Here is a 17,269-nt window from a genome sequence, read left to right as displayed (position 1 = left end):
GAAGTCTTGGGTCATCACAGATCCTTTCGGAAACGGGCGGGGCGGCTCCAGGGGGCTTGGGGTATCACCTGAAGCCGCCTTTCCCGCCGGGCGATCATGCCTGGAAAAACGCCAGCAGATCGGGATTGATAATATCGGGATGTGTGCTGCACATACCGTGCGGTAGCCCCTTGTAGACCTTCAGCGTACCGTGCTTCAGTAGCTTGACCGACAGGAGGGCAGCGTCGGCGATCGGAACGATCTGGTCATCGTCGCCGTGCATTACCAGAACCGGAACATCGATCTTCTTCAGGTCTTCAGTGAAGTTTGTCTCCGAGAAGACCTTGATGCATTCATAGTGCGCGATCGCTCCGCCGATCATTCCCTGCCGCCACCAATTCTGGATCAGCCCCGGGAACACCTTGGCGTCCTTCCTGTTGAAGCCGTAGAAAGGACCCGTGGGAACGTCGAGGTAGAATTGCGCGCGGTTAGCTGCGAGTTGGGCGCGGAGATCGTCAAACACTCCGATGGGCAAGCCACCCGGATTGTCGTCGGACTTCAACATCACCGGCGGAATAGCAGAGATGATCACCGCCTTGGCCACCCTGTCATTTCCGTGTTGGGCAACGTAGCGAGTGACCTCGCCGCCTCCCGTCGAATGCCCCACATGGATTGCATCACGCAGGTCGAGCGCCTTTGCAAGCTCCGCAACGTCGGCCGCGTAGGTATCCATGTCATTGCCCGTCGCGGTCTGCGTCGAACGGCCATGTCCGCGCCTGTCGTGGGCAATTACCCGATAGCCCTTGCTGAGGAAGAAGAGCATCTGGTTGTCCCAGTCATCGGCGCTAAGCGGCCAACCGTGATGGAAGACTATAGGCTGGCCCTTTCCCCAGTCCTTGTAGAAAATCTGCGTTCCGTCCTTAGTCGTGATCGTGCCCATTGTCTTTTCCTCGGCTGATCGTTGCTGTGTCGTCTGTCCACTCGCGGTCAATACCGGAGCAATTGCTGGAAACCCTAGAAGGGAGGCTCCGACGGCTCCTGCAGCGCTGCCCAAGACGGCACGCCGTGAGATCGGAGGAAGCTCTGTTTTTCGCTCTGCCATGAACCTTCATCCTTCAGTGGGCTGTCGCTCGGACGGCGGCTGGGACAGCGAGCTTGACGGGATTTAATTCGCGTGCGTGGGTCGCTTGCGGTGCTTTCGATGTTAGACAGGAGGCTCAGATCGGCCAATCATATGTTTCCGTTAGTCCTGGAAGCGCAGCTAGCCTGATCATACTGATCAAAGTATAGTTTCGCCGAACCTTGAGGGGTGCCAACCAGGGAGACTGTCGTGAGGGGGCCTGAAATACGGCAATACGCACCTGCACTTGCGACGGGATGCGCCGGAACTGCTCTGGGGATATTCGAACAGGAGCCGTACGGTGTGCTGTTCTTAGCCCTTGCGGCACTCATGCTTGTCAAACGCAGGCAGGTCGCTGTGGCAATTGCGTTGCTCTTGATTGTCGTCGGCGCTCTGATCGTTTTCCTATCGTCCGATGGGTTCGCCTCCATAGCCCGACCGACGGCGTTTCTGTTGTGTGCTCTGGGCGCCTTCTGGCTTGCGAGCATTTGGCGAGCGCGTGCTGATGTCGACCAACACCTGCAAGACGCGAAGTTGATCGTGGAAAGCATGCCGGGGTTAGGCTGGGCCACCGACGCTAAGGGAAACTTCGTCTACGTGAATCCAAGCGTAGTCGAGTACGTCGGCAAGCGTACCGACGAATTCAACGCGACAGGGCGAACCGGGCTGGAGGCCGTTCACCCGGACGAGGCCGAACGCGTAACCGAGGCTTGGCTTACGAGCATGAGGACCGGAACCTCCTTCGAGTCAGTTCATCGCATAAGACGGGCAGACGGCGACTATCGCTGGTTCCACGCCTACGGCCGCCCCCATCTCGATAAAGAGGGCAACATTCTCGGGTGGTTCGGAACAACAATCGACATCGATGAGAAAAAGCGCGCTGAGCAGCGGCTGGAGGATAGCGAAAGGCAGCTTCAAACACTGATCGATACGATGCCGGTGATGATATGGTGCGCCTCCCCGTCGGGCGTGCCGATCTACCAGAATCCCAAGACCCTGGAGTACCTTGGGGCGACATTCGAGGAGATCAGATCGAACAATTTCGGTGTCGTTCATCCGGATGATGCTGAAGGTTTTCAGTCGGCGTGGGCGGCGTGCGTCGAACGAAAGGCATCACTCTCCCTGGTCTGCCGATTGCGATACAATGACGGCACCTACCGTTGGAACAGGATCGACGCCGCCCCGCTCCTCAGCGAGGAGGGTGAAATCATCGAGTGGTATGGGACCAACATCGATATAGAGGAGCTTCATCGGACGCAGGAGGAACTCCGGGCGAACGCAGACCGGCTGAGATTGATGCTCGACACGCTTCCCGCCTTTGTGTGGTGCGCGAGCCCGGAAGGTCAGCCAACCTATTTCAACGAGCCTTTGATGGAGTATTCCGGGGTGACGCTCGAGGAGCTTCGTGGGGTAAATGGTTCAGGCTTCGCGCCGATGATCAGCAGTCTCGTTCACCCGGCGGACGCGCCTTTGTTGCGACATCGCTTTGAGCAATCCTTCAAGTCCGGAGAACCCATTGCTCTGAAATACCGCCATCGTTTGGCCGACGGCCATTATCACCTTGTCGACTGCAGGGCACGTGTCCTGCGCGACTGCCAAAGCAGGCTGTTTCAGTGGTATGGCGTTATTGTCGATGTCGAGGAGGAAACGCAGGCACAGGCACAGCTTCAGAAGGCCCAGCATCAGCTTGAACTCGCGACGCGTGCCGCCAGTTTATCTGAGTTATCCGCTTCGATTGCCCACGAATTGAACCAACCATTGGTGGCCGTCGTCACCAATAGCAGCGCCACCGAAAGCTGGCTCAGTGCGACACCACCAAATATCGAAAGGGCGAAGATCAGTGCCCGAAAGGCGGCAGATGCCGCGAACGACGCAGGCGAAGTGATCAGCAGAATAAAGGCTCTCTTCAGGCAATCGGGCGGGGCGAAAAGCCCGGGAAACATCAACGAAGTCATCGAGGAGGCCTGCACGCTCCTGCGCGAAAGGATTTCGGGTTCGAAATGCGATCTGCGAACTCGCCTGGAGCCGGACCTGCCGACGGCGAACTTCGACAGGGGCCTCATCCTCCAGGTGCTTGTCAATCTCATTCAGAACGCGATGGATGCGATGGCGACATTGAACGGGGCAATACGATTACTGGAAATCCGCTCGCGGTTCGATGACGGGACAATCCTCGTGGATGTGCGGGACAGCGGGGTCGGGCTACACGACAACGAGAAGATATTCGAACCATTCTACACCACGAAGCATAACGGCATGGGGATCGGGTTGTCGATCTGCCGAAGCATCGTCGGCGCACACGCCGGAAAGCTATGGGCTTCGCCCGCGGAGCCCACCGGCACGGTATTCAGCTTTGCACTCCCCTTGTCCGGAGAATAACCGATGTACAGTGAGGATCATGCAGTCTTCGTGATAGACGACGACAAGCGCGTCCGGGACGGACTTTCCGAGCTCCTGGAATCGTGGCAGGTCAACGTTACGACGTTCGCAACGGCGCAGGAATATCTGGATGCCCCAAAGCCCCAGAACCCTTCATGTCTCGTACTCGACATACGGCTGCCAGATATCGACGGTTTCGAGCTCCAAGCGCGGTTGGCGGATGAACCGCATCCTCCGATCATTTTCATAACGGGCCACGGGGACATACCGATGACGGTCCGCGCGATGAAGCTGGGCGCAGTCGATTTCCTTGCGAAACCGTTCAGGGAGCACGACCTGCGCGCTGCGATCGAATTGGCACTCGCGCGCGACCGCGAGGCGCGACACGATCGAGCCGCACTCAGTGAACTACAATCTCGGCTGGAATGCCTTTCCGCCCGGGAACGCGATGTCCTCCCACTCGTTGTAAGTGGGTTAATGAACAAACAAGGTGCCGCCGAGCTTGGAATAAGCGAGATCACCTTCCAAATCCATCGAGGCAACATGATGCGCAAGATGCATGCCGACTCCTTGGCCGACTTGGTGCGGATCGCCTCCAAACTCAGCATACCGATTACGCACTCCCGACATGGAAACTGACGAATGATAGCGCAGGCGAGCCATACCTTTGCAATTGTGGATGACGATAAGCGGGTTCTTGAGGGGCTGCGTGAGCTTCTTGAGTCCGTAGGTTATCTGGCCCGTACCTATAGGTCGCCGACGGCTTTTCTCTCGAGTGGAGACCTCTCCGCGTGTGACTGCGTAATCACGGATATCAGCATGGGCTCGATGGACGGGTTCGAGTTGGAGCAGGCGGTCAGAGGCCAGGAACCTGAAATGCCGATGATACTGATGACGGGTCGCAGCGATATCGATGATCGTGGTTTCGCAGGAGCCGATGACCGCAGGGTCTTTATGCGAAAACCACTGAACAGCAAAGTGCTTCTCCAGGCGATTACGCGGCTTCTTGCATTTCGGCAATGATCGGGGCCGCCCGGCCCACCTTAGCCTCGGCAAGGCTTTTCCTGTAGTGGCTGGGCGCGGTCCCCATCACCTTTCTGAAGGCCTTGGTGAAGGCCGCCTCGGACTGGTAACCCACGCTCCGCGAGATGACAGAAAGCTTGTTTGCATTCCCCTCAATCAGTCTGGCAGCCTGGAAAATTCGCCATTCTGTCAGATACGACAGCGGAGCTTGTCCGACTAGATCCTTGAAGCGGGCGGCGAAAGCTGAGCGCGACATTCCAGCCCTACTTGCGAGTTGACCCACCGTCCACGGCACTTGTGGCTCCGCATGCATGGCTTCGACCGCCAAGACCAGATTCTTATCGGAGACGGCCGCCAGCCATCCAGTCTTTGGCGTCGACCATTGTTGCGCAAACGCGCGGATCGCATGAACGAAAAGCAGTTCGAACAGGCGTCGCACGACGGCATCCGAACCCAGCCCAGGAGCATCGGCTTCTGCCGCGAGCAACTCAAGCACCGACTGGAACTGTTGGCTCCGGCTCTGCTCCGATTTAAGGTGAAGCAATCTTGGTAGCACATTCAGCAAGGGCTGGGCGTCAAGCTTTTCGATCTCGAAAAAGCCGCTGATGAAAGTCGTCGTGGCGCCACCTCCTCCGAACTGAATGCGGTTGCCCACCCGAAGGGTCTCGACATCAAGACAGTCCGCCGTGCGCGAGTCTGCATGATCGTAGACCTGGTAAGGTTCGTTCCCGAACATGATGAAGACGTCGCCTGCGCGCAACGATACCGCATCGGGGTTTTCCCGTGTGGTCAGGACTCCTGATCCGCGGACCACGAGAACGAATTTGATCGCCGGATCACCGTCCGAGGCAACGCCCCAGGGCGCAGTCGCCTCCAGCGTCGTGAACTTCGCTTTCCTAATTCGCATCGAAGAGAAGATGTCGGTCAAAGGGTCCAACTAAATGTTCCTATTATGGACGATCGAGCCAAAACTTGGGACGATCGAGACTGAAGGCTCTTGCTGTTCGTCGCTATATGGTGACCCGAAAAGGAGATTCCAATTGCAAAACCATCTCGCTCTGGTCGAAACCAAACGCACATTGAAAGCACGTTATTGCCGATACGTGGATACGCAGAACTGGCCGGAATTCGCTGCGTTATTCGCACCTCAACCGTCGATACGCTTTATCGGCGAGGACGGTGTCACAGTCGCCGCGTTTGACTCCATTGATGAGTTCCTGGCCGTCACCAAGAACTACCTCGCTGGGGCCCGGACAATCCATCAGGTCCACAATGACGAGATCGACGTCGTTTCGGAAACGGAAGTCCGCGCCATCTGGTCCATGGAAGACTACCTGATTTTTCCCGATGTCAATGATGGCCGTCCCGCCTCGATGCACGGGTACGGCCACTATCACGAAACATGGCGGCTCGAAGGCGGACAGTGGCGCTTGGCGCACCTGGAGCTTCGCCGCACGATCCTAGAAATCAAGCCGAAGGAGAATGCGGCATGACCACCAATCCCATCAACGTCGGCATCATCGGCGTCCATCCGGACAAGGGCTGGGCCAACACAGCCCATATCCCCGCCCTGAAAGCGTTGCCTGAGTTTCGCATCGCGGCTGTAAGCCACAACAGGCCGGAAATAGCTCGCGCGTCTGCCGAGAAGTTTGGCGCGGATAACAGCTATGGAACGACGGATGAACTGGTGAATGACCCGAACGTCGACCTGGTCGTCGTGACCGTCAAGGTTCCACATCACCTTGAACTCGTCACCCTGGCCCTGGAAGCAGGGAAAGCGGTTTTCTCGGAGTGGCCGCTGGGCATGAACCTGCCCGACGCCGAAAAAATGCTAGCACTGGCGAAGAGCAGGAATGCATTTACGGCGATCGGGCTTCAAACGCGTTCGGTTCCGGCCATCAACTTCATCAGGGATCTGATCAAGGACGGCTATGTCGGCGAGGTCCTGTCTGTTCCCATGATCGGTTCTGGCATCATCTGGGGTGAGGAGATCAACGAGAGTTACCTGTACACCCTGGATATGGCAAATGGAGCCTCGATGTTCCACGTGCCGTTCGCGCACACGCTCGACGCGACCCTCTACGCCCTCGGGTCGAGACTGAAGTCCATCAGCGGCGCGCTGTCGAACAGCCGAGCGATGACGCGAATAGCGGAGACGGGGAAAGAAGTTCCGTTGACAGCGCCAGATCAAATCATTGCCGCTGGCTTGCTCACGAACGGCGCAGCCCTCAGCGCACATTTCCGCGGTGGCCTCTCGCGCGGCACGAACTTCCATATCGAGATCAACGGTACCAAGGGCGACCTCATTCTGACCAGCCCCGTCGGCTATGTCGGGCTGGGCGGCTTCACTGTTAAGGGCGCACAGGGGGACGGGCAGATGCAAGAATTACCTGTGCCGCCTCTCTACGAGACCCTCGGCTTCGAGGATGGGTTCAGCCAAAGCGTCGGGGTCGCCTATTCCCGCATCGCGTCTGATATGAGAAATCACACCAAACTGTCTCCCACCTTCGAAGACGCTGTGAACCTGCATCGCGTTCTGGATGCCATCGTCTCAGGCAACGGGGAACGGCGCGATGTCTGAGAAAATGCAGGCCCTCGTTGTCACTAGACCCGGCGGACCCGAAGTGCTTGAGGTGCGCGAAGTCGACCGCCCTCGGCTAAGGGACGAGCTTGATGTTTTGGTCCAAGTGAAGGCAGCCGGGATCAATCCCGCTGACTGGCAGAACAGGAAGAACGGAGCTGTTTACGACAGTGATGGGAGGTCTCAGAAAGAACCTACGATCCTCGGAATTGACGGCGTCGGCGTGGTGGTGGAAGCCGGACGAGAGGTAGTGAACGCCCGAGTAGGTGACGAGGTCTGGTACGTGGACGGCGGCTACGCCGGAAACCCGGGAAGCTATGCCGAATACAAGGTCGTCCGTTCAGACTATGTCACCGCGAAGCCGGAAAAGCTGACCTTTGTGGAAGCCGCTGCCCTGCCAGTGGTGGCCCTCACCGCATGGGAGGCCGTGTTCGAGAAGGCGACGGTAAGCCCAGGTGATCATGTCCTGGTCCACGGCGGCGCGGGCGGGCTCGGGCATATCGCAATCCAATATCTCGCTTCCCTCGGAGCCAGGATCGCCACGACCGTCTCGAACGAGGCAAAGGCGGAATTGGTGAGAGTGCTCGGTGCCGAACTCGTAATCAATTACCGGACGGAAAGCGTTGAGGAGGCCCTTGATGCGTGGCGGGGCGAACCGGGAGCTAACATCGTGTTCGACTTTGTAGGACATGGCAACTTCTCGGAGAGCTTCAGGCATACGGCTGCCTATGGGAGGCTGATCAACACAGTAGTGTCGGATTGGCCCGCCGAGGGAAACGGGCAGGCCGAGTGGAAAAACCTGGACATCAGCTTCGTCAACATCGGTCTGCCGCAGATCAGCCGCCACCATGCACATCGCCTTCGCCAAACCGCCGCGCTCACGGAGATCGCCGAACTCGTCGATCGGGGTGGCTTGCGGGCGCACATTGACAGGGTGGTACCCTTCACGGGTGTCGGTGAAGCGCAAAGGGCACTCGAAGCAGGCGAAACTCTGGGCCGCCCGGTCCTTTTGATCTCAGGTGGATAAAGCCATGAAACGATGGGAATATCGGCCGCGGGAGAGCGGTTTCGCGCTATGTGATGTCCCGATCCTCAGTGGGGCATTAAAGGCCCTGATGGCTTGGAGGCACGGTCCGTCGTTGCAGCTCTCGGAACCTAATATGAACCCATAATTGGCGGGATCGGCCCAGTGTGTAGGTTGTTCGGGCGGGGCACCAATGAAATTGCAAAATCCCTCGCCTTAACCGCCAACAAGGGAGCCATGACATGTCAACCGCCAATCACGCAATCACTATCGATGTGCCGGTTAGGCTGAAGTCGGTAAAATCCGTTCACAGCATCGGCTCGCTTCAATTTGAGGGGGATTTGCCTGCCGCCATCTTCCACCTTCAACTCATTACGAACGATATTGCGGACTGGGGCGCTGAGGCCGAAGTGATAGTGGTATTCCACACAAACGCGGGACACCTCACTTTGCATGACGAGGCGTACAACGGCTCACGGAAGATCGCAGCGGGGAATCCCAACAAGAACTTGATCGCCGATTTGGTGAAGCGGGGTGTCAAGATAGAGCTCTGTGGGGCCACCGCGGAGGCGAACGGGTGGGGCAATGCAGACCTTCTTCCGAACGTGAAAATTAACACGGATGCGATGGCGCGAACAATCCAGCTTGTTCAACAGGGATACGTGAAAATCACTGAGGCTTAGTCGCGGGGGCGCCGCCCCGGCGGAGCGGCGTACCGACCGCTCCGCCACATCTGTCAACATCGAACGAGAACGGCAGGCAATGTCCTTGCCCTGGTCAAAACACGCCCATAGAGCTCCGTTCGCGCTGCTGGGACCGGCAACGAACTACCGTCCTCAAGCTGCACGAGCTGGCCCTTAGTGCTCTACCAAATCGATCTTCGCCTGGATTTCGGCAAAGCCCGGGCGCTGCCGCCGCTCACTGATCGACTCTGGTCGAATGCCGAAAGTGACGGCCTTGCCGAGTTGGCGAAGCCACTCGGGCCTGAAACTATGGTCTATTTTTCCATCGGGGATCGGGGCATTTTCGCGCCTGTATCGACCCCGAAAGCAATCCGAAGCCCAAAACCACGATGCCGCTGTCGTTCAACATGAACCAGATGCATCTGTTCGACGCGACGACGGGCCGCGCGTTGTCGATCGGCTGACTGGTGGTCTGAAACGACGGTTGCAGGCATAAAGTTCATCGCCGGCGAGCCAATGAAACCTGCAACGAAGTGGCTGACCGGCCGATGATAAAGCTCTTGCGGCGGTCCAGCCTGTTCGACGCCGCCATTCATCACTACCACACGATCAGCCATCGTCATGGCTTCCACCTGATCGTGCGTCACATACCCGTCGTCGTCGGCAACAGCTGGTGCAGCCGTTTGATCTCGGTCCGCATCTGAACCCTGAGCTTTGCATCAAGGTTCGAGAGCGGTTCAGCAAAGAGGAAAACCTTTGGATTACGCACGATCGCCCTTCCCATTGCGACGCGTTGGCGCCGACCGCCGGACAACTGACCAGGGCGGCTGCACCTTGGATCAGATTGACGAAAGGCCCGCCTCGATGGGAGCTTGCGACGCGTTTGCCCAGGCTGCTCGATTCAACGTGCCATCTGCAAAGCGTCTTCTACTTCGGCAATATCGTTGGCGATGACGCTGCGCATCATGCGAGCAAAAGCGATGGCCAAGGGAGAGTGCTCGCTACGCGGATAAATGGCTGAAAAGTCGAAAGTCAGTTCCGGCGTAAAGCGGCGCATGACGATGTTCGTACGATCAGCGCCGAGCACTGAGAAGATATCGGTGACCCCAATGCCGAGGCCGCGCGCGACATAGCTGGGCACGGTGTTGGAAAAAAGCGTCTGTATGACTGTTCCGCCTCTGATGCCGGCGCTCTCCAGCGCCGCCTCGATCTGGAGCCGAAGCAGGCTACTAGTTCCGAGCGAAATCAGTTGCTCTTGATGAAGGTCAGTCACGGAAATCGACTCCTTCGCCGCGAGCCGATGGTGTCTGGGAACAAGACAGATTGCCGACGATGTGGGCATCGGCAAATGCTCAATGTCAGTACGCTCTGTCGGCACGCGCCCGAAACCTATATCGAACTCGTTCCTTTGGACCGCATCGATGATGTGATGCGAGGTGTCGGAGTGAATGTAAAAATCGAGTTCGGGCTCGATCTGCTTGAAGCGGTGGATTGCTTCCGGCAAGGTACGTGACGACAGGGTGGACATTGCGGCAATCCGTAGCCGTCCACCCCGGCGATTACGCAGGTAACGAGCAGTTTCGACGATGCGGTCGACGCCGTTAAAGTACCGTTCCACCTCGCGAAATAGCTCCAGCGCCTGCTGTGTCGGTTTTACGGCGACGCCGGTACGGGTGAACAACGGAAGGTCCAATTCCCGTTCAAGGTCTTTGATCAACCTCGTCACTGCCGGCTGGCTGAGGTGAAGGATTTTGCCCGCGCCGGTCATGCTCCCGGTGACCATAACCGCGCGAAAGCTGAGCAGCTGACGATGATTTAATGAACGCATTTTCCCACCGTACACATTTTATGCAGAAACCCGACACCTTCGTCATTTTATAGGCAGAAATCGCTCCTTGTATAACAAAAGCTGATACTAAATCCGTTAATTCGATTGGCACCGGGCAAATTCTTGCTGTTAGCTCGCGAAATCAAAACAAACTTTGCGAGACAAAAATGGCAGATATCATTGGCGAATACGTCGATCGCTTGATCACCGTAGAAATGCGCAACCGCGCCATGAACCACAACATCATCGCATCAATCTATAATGAAGCACGGCGCGAAGGCGGCGGGCGACCGATCACGGCACGGGCAGCCGAGGCGTTGGTTGAGAAGGTTAGCGCGGGCGACGTCGTGATAATCGTGACCGGTGCAGGTTATGCCCCCGAGGTTCCGAACGGTGAAAGCGACGGTCCTCCCGGAGCCGCCGCGCTGGCTAGGGCGCTTTTCTGGGGCCTCAACGCTGTTCCTGTCTATGTCACCGAGGTTTGCCATGCTCCCCCGGTCGTTGCTTCAAGCAATGCCGCAGGCATCATGATCCGCGAATACGAACTGGCCAAGAACCGCCGAATGGGCGCGGCGATCCTTACCGCGCCAGAGGTACAATCCGAAATCGACGATTGGGCAGGCAAGCTTCTCGACGACTTGAAACCAAAGGCGATCATAACGATCGAGCGCCTGGGTCCGAACGAGAACGGCACTGTCCACTATTCGACGGGTGTTGCTCCCGAAGGCTGTGTCAACATCGCGCCGCTCATCGATAAAGCCACCGAGCGCGGTATCCTGACGATTGGCATCGGCGACAACGGCAATGAGATCGGCTTCGGACGCATCCATCCGTTCATGCAGGATTTTCACCCGTATGGTCGGGAAACCCAGACCGACAAGCCAGGCGGCGCAGTGACCGTGACCGCAACCGACATCTTCCTGCCGGCTTCCGTGTCCAACTGGGGCGCATACGGGATAGCCGCCATGCTTGGTTTCCTCCTCAAGAACCGTGATCTCGTTCAAACGCCAGAACTTGAAAAGCGCATCGTTCAAGCATGCCTCGATGCAGGAGGCTGGGAGATGCGGTACTGCACCTCGCGGTTCATCGTCGATGGTACCGAAGGCGAAAGCTCGATGGCGATCGTCCAGCTTCTGCGAGATATGGTGCGTCTCAATATCGCCGGGCCTGACCGTGGGCTTTCGCACGGCCAAATGAAAAAGACGAAGGGAACAAGAGAATGAATAAGCTTTTCAAAGGCGGAGCTCTTTTACTGGCGATTGTGGCGGGCCTAGCCGGGCCAGCCATCGCACAGACCTATCCAGATCGTACGATACAAGTGATCGTGCCTTATGCCCCGGGTGGCCAAGGCGACATCACCGCGCGACTGATCGCCGAGCAGCTATCCCCCGCACTTGGCCAGCCGGTCGTCGTCGATAACCGGCCCGGCGCGAACGGCTCGATTGGCAGCACATTCGTCGCTCGAGCCGACCCAGACGGCTACACGCTCGAAGTCGTTGTCCAGTCGCATGTTTTGGGCAAGGCGCTCATGCCGAACCTTTCATACGATCCGGTCCAGAGCTTCGAGCCGATCTCGCTGTTGGCGCGTACGCAGGTCGGTCTCGTGGTTCCTGCCACCCTGCCCGTCAACACGCTTGCGGAGTTCGTGGCATATGTAAAGGAACGTCCCGGACAGCTGGGCTTTGCCTCCGCAGGGATTGGCAGCAACGTTCATATCTTCTCCGAGTGGTTCCTCGACAAGGCCGGACTCGACATGGTGCACGCGCCGTATGCCGGAAGTGCTAAGGCTCATCCCGACCTTATTAGCGGTGTCGCGACGATGGCGTTCGATACGCTCCCCTCAGTTAGCGCACTCGTGCGCGAAGGACGCCTGAAATTACTCGCCGTGGGCGGAACCGAACGGTCGCCGGAGTTTCCCGACATACCGACCGTGGCTGAGTCGGGCTATGCCGACTACAATGCAGGCTCGTGGAGCGCGATGCTGGCGCCGGCCGGCACCCCGCAGGAAATCATCGATATGCTGAATGCGGAAGTCGTGAAGATTCTGAATAAGCCCGAAGTCGCAGAACGCCTCACGAAGCTCGGCGCAGTGGTGGTTGCAAGCTCTCCCGAAGAGGCGAGAGTTGCCATCGAGAGGGAAGGCAAGGTCTTCGGAGAGCTGATTGGTCGCCTTGGCATCAAGGTCGGCCAGTAAGGTTCCAGCACCAAGAGGGCCGCAAGTTGCGGCCCATTTCCCATGCAGCCAGGAGACGCTTCGATGACCGTCCTTGCAAGCGGCACTATCACCATCAAGAAAGATGTTGTGGCAGGCGGCTTCATCACCGCTTTCGCAATCGGATTTGGCGTAATCGCCTGGAACTATTCATTTGGCAACGCCTCACAGATGGGGCCTGGCTTTTTCCCGCTTATCCTATCGGCCATACTCGGCTGTCTCGGCCTGGCCGTCGCCATCAAGGGAATAATCGGTCCGGGTGAGCAGATGACGTTCGTCGCCCCGGTCAGATTGCTTTGCGTTCTGGCCAGCCCCCTTCTCTTTGGCCTGCTCGTGAGACCTGCCGGTTTTCTAATCGCAGTGACCGTGACGGCCTTTGTTGGCACTCTGGCGGCGCCCGAGATGCGCATGTTGACGCGCCTAATCGTTTCCTGCGTTCTGGCAGTCCTCGCCACCGCGGTTTTCATATGGGGGCTGGGTCTGCCGCTGCCGGCATTGGGCCGCTGGCTAACGCTTTAACCAGGGGGACCGATTGTGGATCTGGTAACCAATCTTATGTTCGGGCTGCAAACGGCCCTTACCATCGACAACCTGTTTTACTGTTTTCTCGGTTGTCTCCTCGGCACTCTGATCGGCGTGCTTCCGGGTGTCGGGCCGACTGCAACAATAGCACTTCTTTTGCCCATCACGTTCGGCCTCGATGCTTCAACGTCGATGATAATGTTGGCAGGCATCTACTACGGCGCACAATATGGCGGCTCAACGACCGCCATCCTCGTCAATCTACCGGGCGAAGCAGCCTCGGCAGTCACAGCCATCGACGGCTACGAAATGGCCCGAAAGGGACACGCGGGCATCGCGCTTGCGACGGCCGCAATCAGTTCATTTATTGCCGGTACCATCGCTACTGTTGTCGTAGCTGCCTTTGCGATGCCGCTCGGCGAAATGGCGCTGAAATTCGGCCCCCCGGAATATTTTGCGCTGATCGTATTCGGCCTAATCCTGTCGGTAACGCTCGCCAACGGCCAGCTAATCAAAGCGGTAGCGATGATCGTGCTTGGTTTGCTGTTCGGCATCGTCGGCGCCGACGTTTACACCGGCGTCGAACGATTCACCTTCGGCGTCCCCGATCTCTACGATGGGATCAGTTTCGTCGCATTTGCCACCGGCATCTATGGCCTGTCGGAAATTCTTCGCAATCTCGAACCGAGCGACACACCAAGTCGCTCGGTTCGCGAGATCAGTCGACTGATGCCGTCGCCTTCTGATTTCAAGCGGATGATCATGCCCGCCCTGCGGGGCACGGGCCTAGGCTCCATTCTCGGCGTGCTGCCCGGCGGTGGCGCAACGCTGTCATCCTTCGCATCGTACGCTTTGGAGAAAAAGCTGTCGAAAGGACCGGTAAGGTTCGGTGAGGGGGCGATGGAAGGCGTAGCTGGACCGGAAGCAGCCAACAATGCTGGTGCGCAAACATCGTTCATCCCGATGCTGACGCTCGGCATTCCCGGCAACGGCGTTATGGCGATGATGATCGGCGCGTTGATGATCCAGGGCATTCAGCCCGGACCTAGCGTGATGACCAATAACCCGGCGCTTTTCTGGGGCTTGATCGCATCCATGTGGATTGGCAACCTTATGTTACTGATCCTGAACTTGCCCTTGGTAGGGCTGTGGGTGAAGCTGTTGTCGACGCCCTACAACATGATGTTCCCGGCGATCCTCGTCTTTAGCGCGATCGGCGTTTACTCGATCAATATGAGTTTGGTGGACCTTGTCCTTTTGAGCGGATTTGGAATGCTCGGCTACATCCTGTTCAAGCTGGATTGCGAGCCGGCTCCCTTGCTGCTGGGGTTCATCCTTGGGCCGATGCTCGAAGAGAACCTGCGCCGGGCGCTGATCTTTTCGCAAGGCGACTGGACGGCGCTTGTGTCCAGCCCGATCAGCATCACCCTGCTCGGTATGTCCGCTCTGGCGCTCATCCTTATATTGACACCCAGCGTGCGTCGTATGCGTTCCAACACGTTTGCCGAGGCCGAAGACTAAAGAACTCAGCAGAGACATGTTCGCATTCGGCGCCTGGCCCCTTCCTTGCAAATCTCAACCCAAAGTCGCTTCACGTCTTGTGGGATTATCCTTGGCGCACTCTGAAACGATACAAACCGGTAATGGAGACCAATTTGCTTTCAGCCATATCCACCACCAACGCCCCCGCCGCAGTTGGCCCCTTTTCACAGGCGATAAGCACGGGACAACTTCTGTTTGTTTCTGGCCAATTGCCGATCGATCCGGCCACGGATGAGATCGTTTCGAAAGACCCGGTGCTACAACTGCGCCAGTGCCTAAAGAACATCTCCGCCATCGCAACGGAAGCCGGAACCAACCTTGCCCGGACAGTGAAAACGACTGTGCTGATTACTGACATGTCGAAATTCGGCGCACTCAACGCGGAGTACGCTACCTTCTTCAAGGCACCGTTTCCCGCTCGCGCATGCTTCGAAGTGTCCGCCCTGCCAAAGGGCGCACAGATCGAAGTGGAGGCGGTGTTGACGCTACGCCATTCTAACGAATAGGGACCTTCCCACACTGATCTAAAAAGCAACGCCCTCATCGCGCTGGCGTTGTTCAAGAGCATCGAGCATGTAACAGCGTTCCCACGCGCGCGCCCCTCGCATCTCTGACAGCACCTACGCCGATGTGTATGCCGTCTTGACGGTTGTGTAGAATTCGGCGGCATAGCGACCTTGCTCGCGCGAGCCATGGGAGGAGCCTTTGCGGCCACCGAAGGGCACGTGGAAATCGACGCCGGCGGTCGGCAGGTTGACCATCACCATGCCGGCCTCGGCATTGCGCTTGAAATGCGTCGCATGTTTCAGGCTGGTGGTGGCAATGCCCGACGACAGCCCGAACGGCGTGTCNAGCCATGGGAGGAGCCCTTGCGGCCACCGAAGGGCACGTGGAAATCGACGCCGGCGGTCGGCAGGTTGACCATCACCATGCCGGCCTCGGCATTGCGCTTGAAATGCGTCGCATGTTTCAGGCTGGTGGTGGCAATGCCCGACGACAGCCCGAACGGCGTGTCATTGGCAACGGCAAGCGCCTCGTCATAATCCTTCACCCGGATTACCGAAGCGACCGGTCCGAAGATTTCTTCGCGCGAGATGCGCATCTGGTTGGTTGCCTCGGTAAACAGCGCCGGCTGCAGGTAGAAGCCGGGCGTGTCGCGCTTCAAAAGCTCGCCGCCGAAGGCGAGTTTCGCGCCGTCCTGTTTGCCGATGGCGATGTAGTCGGTGTCCTGGTTGAGCTGGCTCTGGTCGACCACCGGGCCAATATGGGTGCCGGCCTTCAGCGCATCGTCGATGGTGAGCCCCTTCATGCGCTCGCCCATTGCCGCCACGAACCGGTCGTGAATGCCTTCGGTCACGATCACCCGCGACGAGGCGGTGCAACGCTGGCCGGTGGAGAAGAAGGCGGAGTTGACGGCGGCTTCGACGGCAACGCNATATGGGTGCCGGCCTTCAGCGCATCGTCGATGGTGAGCCCCTTCATGCGCTCGCCCATTGCCGCCACGAACCGGTCGTGAATGCCTTCGGTCACGATCACCCGCGACGACGCGGTGCAGCGCTGGCCGGTGGAGAAGAAGGCGGAATTGACGGCGGCTTCGACGGCAACGCCAAGATCGGCGTCGTCGAGCACCACGAACGGGTTCTTGCCGCCCATTTCCAGCTGGTATTTGCGATTGTGTTCGACCGAGGCCAGTGCCACGCGTTTGCCGGTGCCGGTCGAGCCGGTAAACGTGATCGCCTGGAYGTCGGGGCTGTCGAGCATCGTCTGGCCGACGACCGAGCCCTTGCCCATCACCAGGTTCARCACGCCCTTCGGCAGGCCGGCGCGATGGAGAATRTCGACGATCGCCCAGGAGCARCCGGGCACCAGTTCGGCCGGCTTGAAGACRAYGGTGTTGCCATAGCAGAGCGCCGGCGCGATCTTCCAGGCGGGAATGGCGATCGGGAAATTCCATGGCGTGATGATGCCGACGACGCCGACCGGCTCGCGGGTGATCTCGACGCCGATATCAGGGCGCACCGAGGGGATGACCTCGCCAGCCAATCGCAGCGCCTCACCGGCAAAGAAGTCAAAGATCTGGCCGGCGCGCACGGTCTCGCCGATGCCTTCYGCCAGCGTCTTGCCCTCTTCGCGCGACAACAGTCGCCCGAGCTCGTCCTTGCGCGCCAGGATCTCGTCTGCGGTCTTTCGAAGGATCGCATGACGCTCGAGGATGCCGAAGCGCGACCAGGCCGGAAAGGCCGCCTTGGCCGCAGCAATCGCCGCCTTCGCATCCTCGGCCGAGGCGCGGGCATATTCCCCGATCACGTCGTTGGTGTCGGACGGATTGATATTGGCAACGCCATCACCGCCAACCCATTCGCCGGCAATCAGGTT

The 17,269-nt window shown here is 58.5% G+C and carries 16 protein-coding genes and 3 pseudogenes; 12 read left to right on the top strand and 7 right to left on the bottom strand.

Translation table 11 applies throughout. The features are described from left to right. Nucleotides 1–94: 94 nt before the first annotated feature. On the bottom strand, nt 95–919 hold the full coding sequence (locus ASD02_RS32060; protein WP_057210962.1) for an alpha/beta hydrolase: 825 nt from the start codon (nt 917–919) through the stop codon (nt 95–97). A gap of 510 nt (nt 920–1,429) precedes the next feature. Between ASD02_RS32060 and ASD02_RS32055 the strand changes: the two genes are divergently transcribed. Genes ASD02_RS32055 through ASD02_RS32045 form a run of 3 tightly spaced genes read left to right on the top strand, consistent with a single transcriptional unit; the run spans nt 1,430 to nt 4,501 of the window. Then, complete coding sequence (locus ASD02_RS32055) at nt 1,430–3,478, top strand: PAS domain-containing protein (RefSeq protein WP_057221751.1); 2,049 nt, start codon at nt 1,430–1,432, stop codon at nt 3,476–3,478. A 3-nt stretch (nt 3,479–3,481) separates the two neighbouring features. Next, nucleotides 3,482–4,117 carry a response regulator gene (locus tag ASD02_RS32050; RefSeq protein ID WP_057210964.1) on the top strand — a complete coding sequence of 212 codons (636 nt, stop codon included), beginning with the start codon at nt 3,482–3,484 and terminating at the stop codon, nt 4,115–4,117. 3 nt (nt 4,118–4,120) lie between these two features. Continuing rightward, nucleotides 4,121–4,501, top strand: coding sequence for a response regulator (locus tag ASD02_RS32045; RefSeq protein WP_057216342.1), 381 nt, complete (start codon nt 4,121–4,123; stop codon nt 4,499–4,501). On the opposite strand, the gene ASD02_RS37700 is transcribed toward ASD02_RS32045, so the two are convergent. Beyond that, nucleotides 4,473–5,438 carry an AraC family transcriptional regulator gene (locus ASD02_RS37700; RefSeq protein WP_082555687.1) on the bottom strand — a complete coding sequence of 322 codons (966 nt, stop codon included), beginning with the start codon at nt 5,436–5,438 and terminating at the stop codon, nt 4,473–4,475. The genes ASD02_RS32045 and ASD02_RS37700 overlap by 29 nt on opposite strands. Nucleotides 5,439–5,541: 103 nt before the next feature. On the opposite strand from ASD02_RS37700, the gene ASD02_RS32035 reads away from it, so the two are divergent. The 4 genes from ASD02_RS32035 to ASD02_RS32020 all read left to right on the top strand — a co-directional run bounded on the left by ASD02_RS32035 (nt 5,542) and on the right by ASD02_RS32020 (nt 8,789). After that, nucleotides 5,542–5,994, top strand: coding sequence for a nuclear transport factor 2 family protein (locus tag ASD02_RS32035; RefSeq protein ID WP_082555686.1), 453 nt, complete (start codon nt 5,542–5,544; stop codon nt 5,992–5,994). After that, on the top strand, nt 5,991–7,082 hold the full coding sequence (locus ASD02_RS32030; RefSeq protein WP_057221612.1) for a Gfo/Idh/MocA family oxidoreductase: 1,092 nt from the start codon (nt 5,991–5,993) through the stop codon (nt 7,080–7,082). Before ASD02_RS32035 ends, ASD02_RS32030 begins: the two co-directional genes overlap by 4 nt. Further along, nucleotides 7,075–8,109 carry a zinc-binding dehydrogenase gene (locus ASD02_RS32025; protein WP_057221611.1) on the top strand — a complete coding sequence of 345 codons (1,035 nt, stop codon included), beginning with the start codon at nt 7,075–7,077 and terminating at the stop codon, nt 8,107–8,109. Before ASD02_RS32030 ends, ASD02_RS32025 begins: the two co-directional genes overlap by 8 nt. 239 nt (nt 8,110–8,348) lie before the next feature. Then, the gene (locus ASD02_RS32020) at nt 8,349–8,789 is read left to right on the top strand and encodes a DsrE family protein (RefSeq protein ID WP_057216351.1); all 441 of its coding nucleotides are present in this window, start codon (nt 8,349–8,351) and stop codon (nt 8,787–8,789) included. 473 nt (nt 8,790–9,262) lie between these two features. Here ASD02_RS32020 and ASD02_RS37695 read toward each other — a convergent pair. Then, nucleotides 9,263–9,615: pseudogene (locus ASD02_RS37695) on the bottom strand (ATP-binding cassette domain-containing protein); the annotation flags it as partial. Nucleotides 9,616–9,690: 75 nt separating this feature from the next. After that, nucleotides 9,691–10,617: a LysR family transcriptional regulator gene (locus ASD02_RS32010; protein ID WP_057216354.1), complete on the bottom strand. Its 927-nt coding sequence runs from the start codon at nt 10,615–10,617 to the stop codon at nt 9,691–9,693. A 167-nt stretch (nt 10,618–10,784) separates the two neighbouring features. Here ASD02_RS32010 and ASD02_RS32005 point away from each other — a divergent pair, with 167 nt between their 5' ends. From ASD02_RS32005 to ASD02_RS31985, 5 genes are all read left to right on the top strand, one after another. Beyond that, the gene (locus tag ASD02_RS32005) at nt 10,785–11,840 is read left to right on the top strand and encodes a glutamate cyclase domain-containing protein (RefSeq protein WP_057221609.1); all 1,056 of its coding nucleotides are present in this window, start codon (nt 10,785–10,787) and stop codon (nt 11,838–11,840) included. After that, the gene (locus tag ASD02_RS32000) at nt 11,837–12,811 is read left to right on the top strand and encodes a tripartite tricarboxylate transporter substrate binding protein (RefSeq protein ID WP_057221608.1); all 975 of its coding nucleotides are present in this window, start codon (nt 11,837–11,839) and stop codon (nt 12,809–12,811) included. The genes ASD02_RS32005 and ASD02_RS32000 overlap by 4 nt, the downstream gene beginning before the upstream one ends. 63 nt (nt 12,812–12,874) lie before the next feature. Beyond that, on the top strand, nt 12,875–13,348 hold the full coding sequence (locus tag ASD02_RS31995; protein ID WP_057216357.1) for a tripartite tricarboxylate transporter TctB family protein: 474 nt from the start codon (nt 12,875–12,877) through the stop codon (nt 13,346–13,348). A gap of 15 nt (nt 13,349–13,363) precedes the next feature. Next, nucleotides 13,364–14,872 carry a tripartite tricarboxylate transporter permease gene (locus ASD02_RS31990; protein WP_057221607.1) on the top strand — a complete coding sequence of 503 codons (1,509 nt, stop codon included), beginning with the start codon at nt 13,364–13,366 and terminating at the stop codon, nt 14,870–14,872. Nucleotides 14,873–15,006: 134 nt separating this feature from the next. Beyond that, nucleotides 15,007–15,399 carry a Rid family detoxifying hydrolase gene (locus ASD02_RS31985; RefSeq protein WP_057221750.1) on the top strand — a complete coding sequence of 131 codons (393 nt, stop codon included), beginning with the start codon at nt 15,007–15,009 and terminating at the stop codon, nt 15,397–15,399. 114 nt (nt 15,400–15,513) lie between these two features. Here the strand turns inward: ASD02_RS31985 and ASD02_RS31980 are convergent. From ASD02_RS31980 to ASD02_RS31970, 3 genes and pseudogenes are all read right to left on the bottom strand, one after another. Then, nucleotides 15,514–15,744, bottom strand: a pseudogene (locus tag ASD02_RS31980) (aldehyde dehydrogenase family protein); the annotation flags it as partial. Nucleotide 15,745: 1 nt separating this feature from the next. Continuing rightward, nucleotides 15,746–16,327: pseudogene (locus tag ASD02_RS31975) on the bottom strand (aldehyde dehydrogenase family protein); the annotation flags it as partial. Between the two features lies 1 nt (nt 16,328). After that, nucleotides 16,329–17,269, bottom strand: a 941-nt coding sequence (locus ASD02_RS31970) for an aldehyde dehydrogenase family protein (protein WP_244494323.1), incomplete at both ends; no start/stop codon positions are given.

The sequence above is a fragment of the Ensifer sp. Root1252 genome (assembly GCF_001425885.1).
Classification (GTDB): domain Bacteria; phylum Pseudomonadota; class Alphaproteobacteria; order Rhizobiales; family Rhizobiaceae; genus Ensifer; species Ensifer canadensis.
This window is presented reverse-complemented; position numbering and strand designations above follow the sequence as displayed.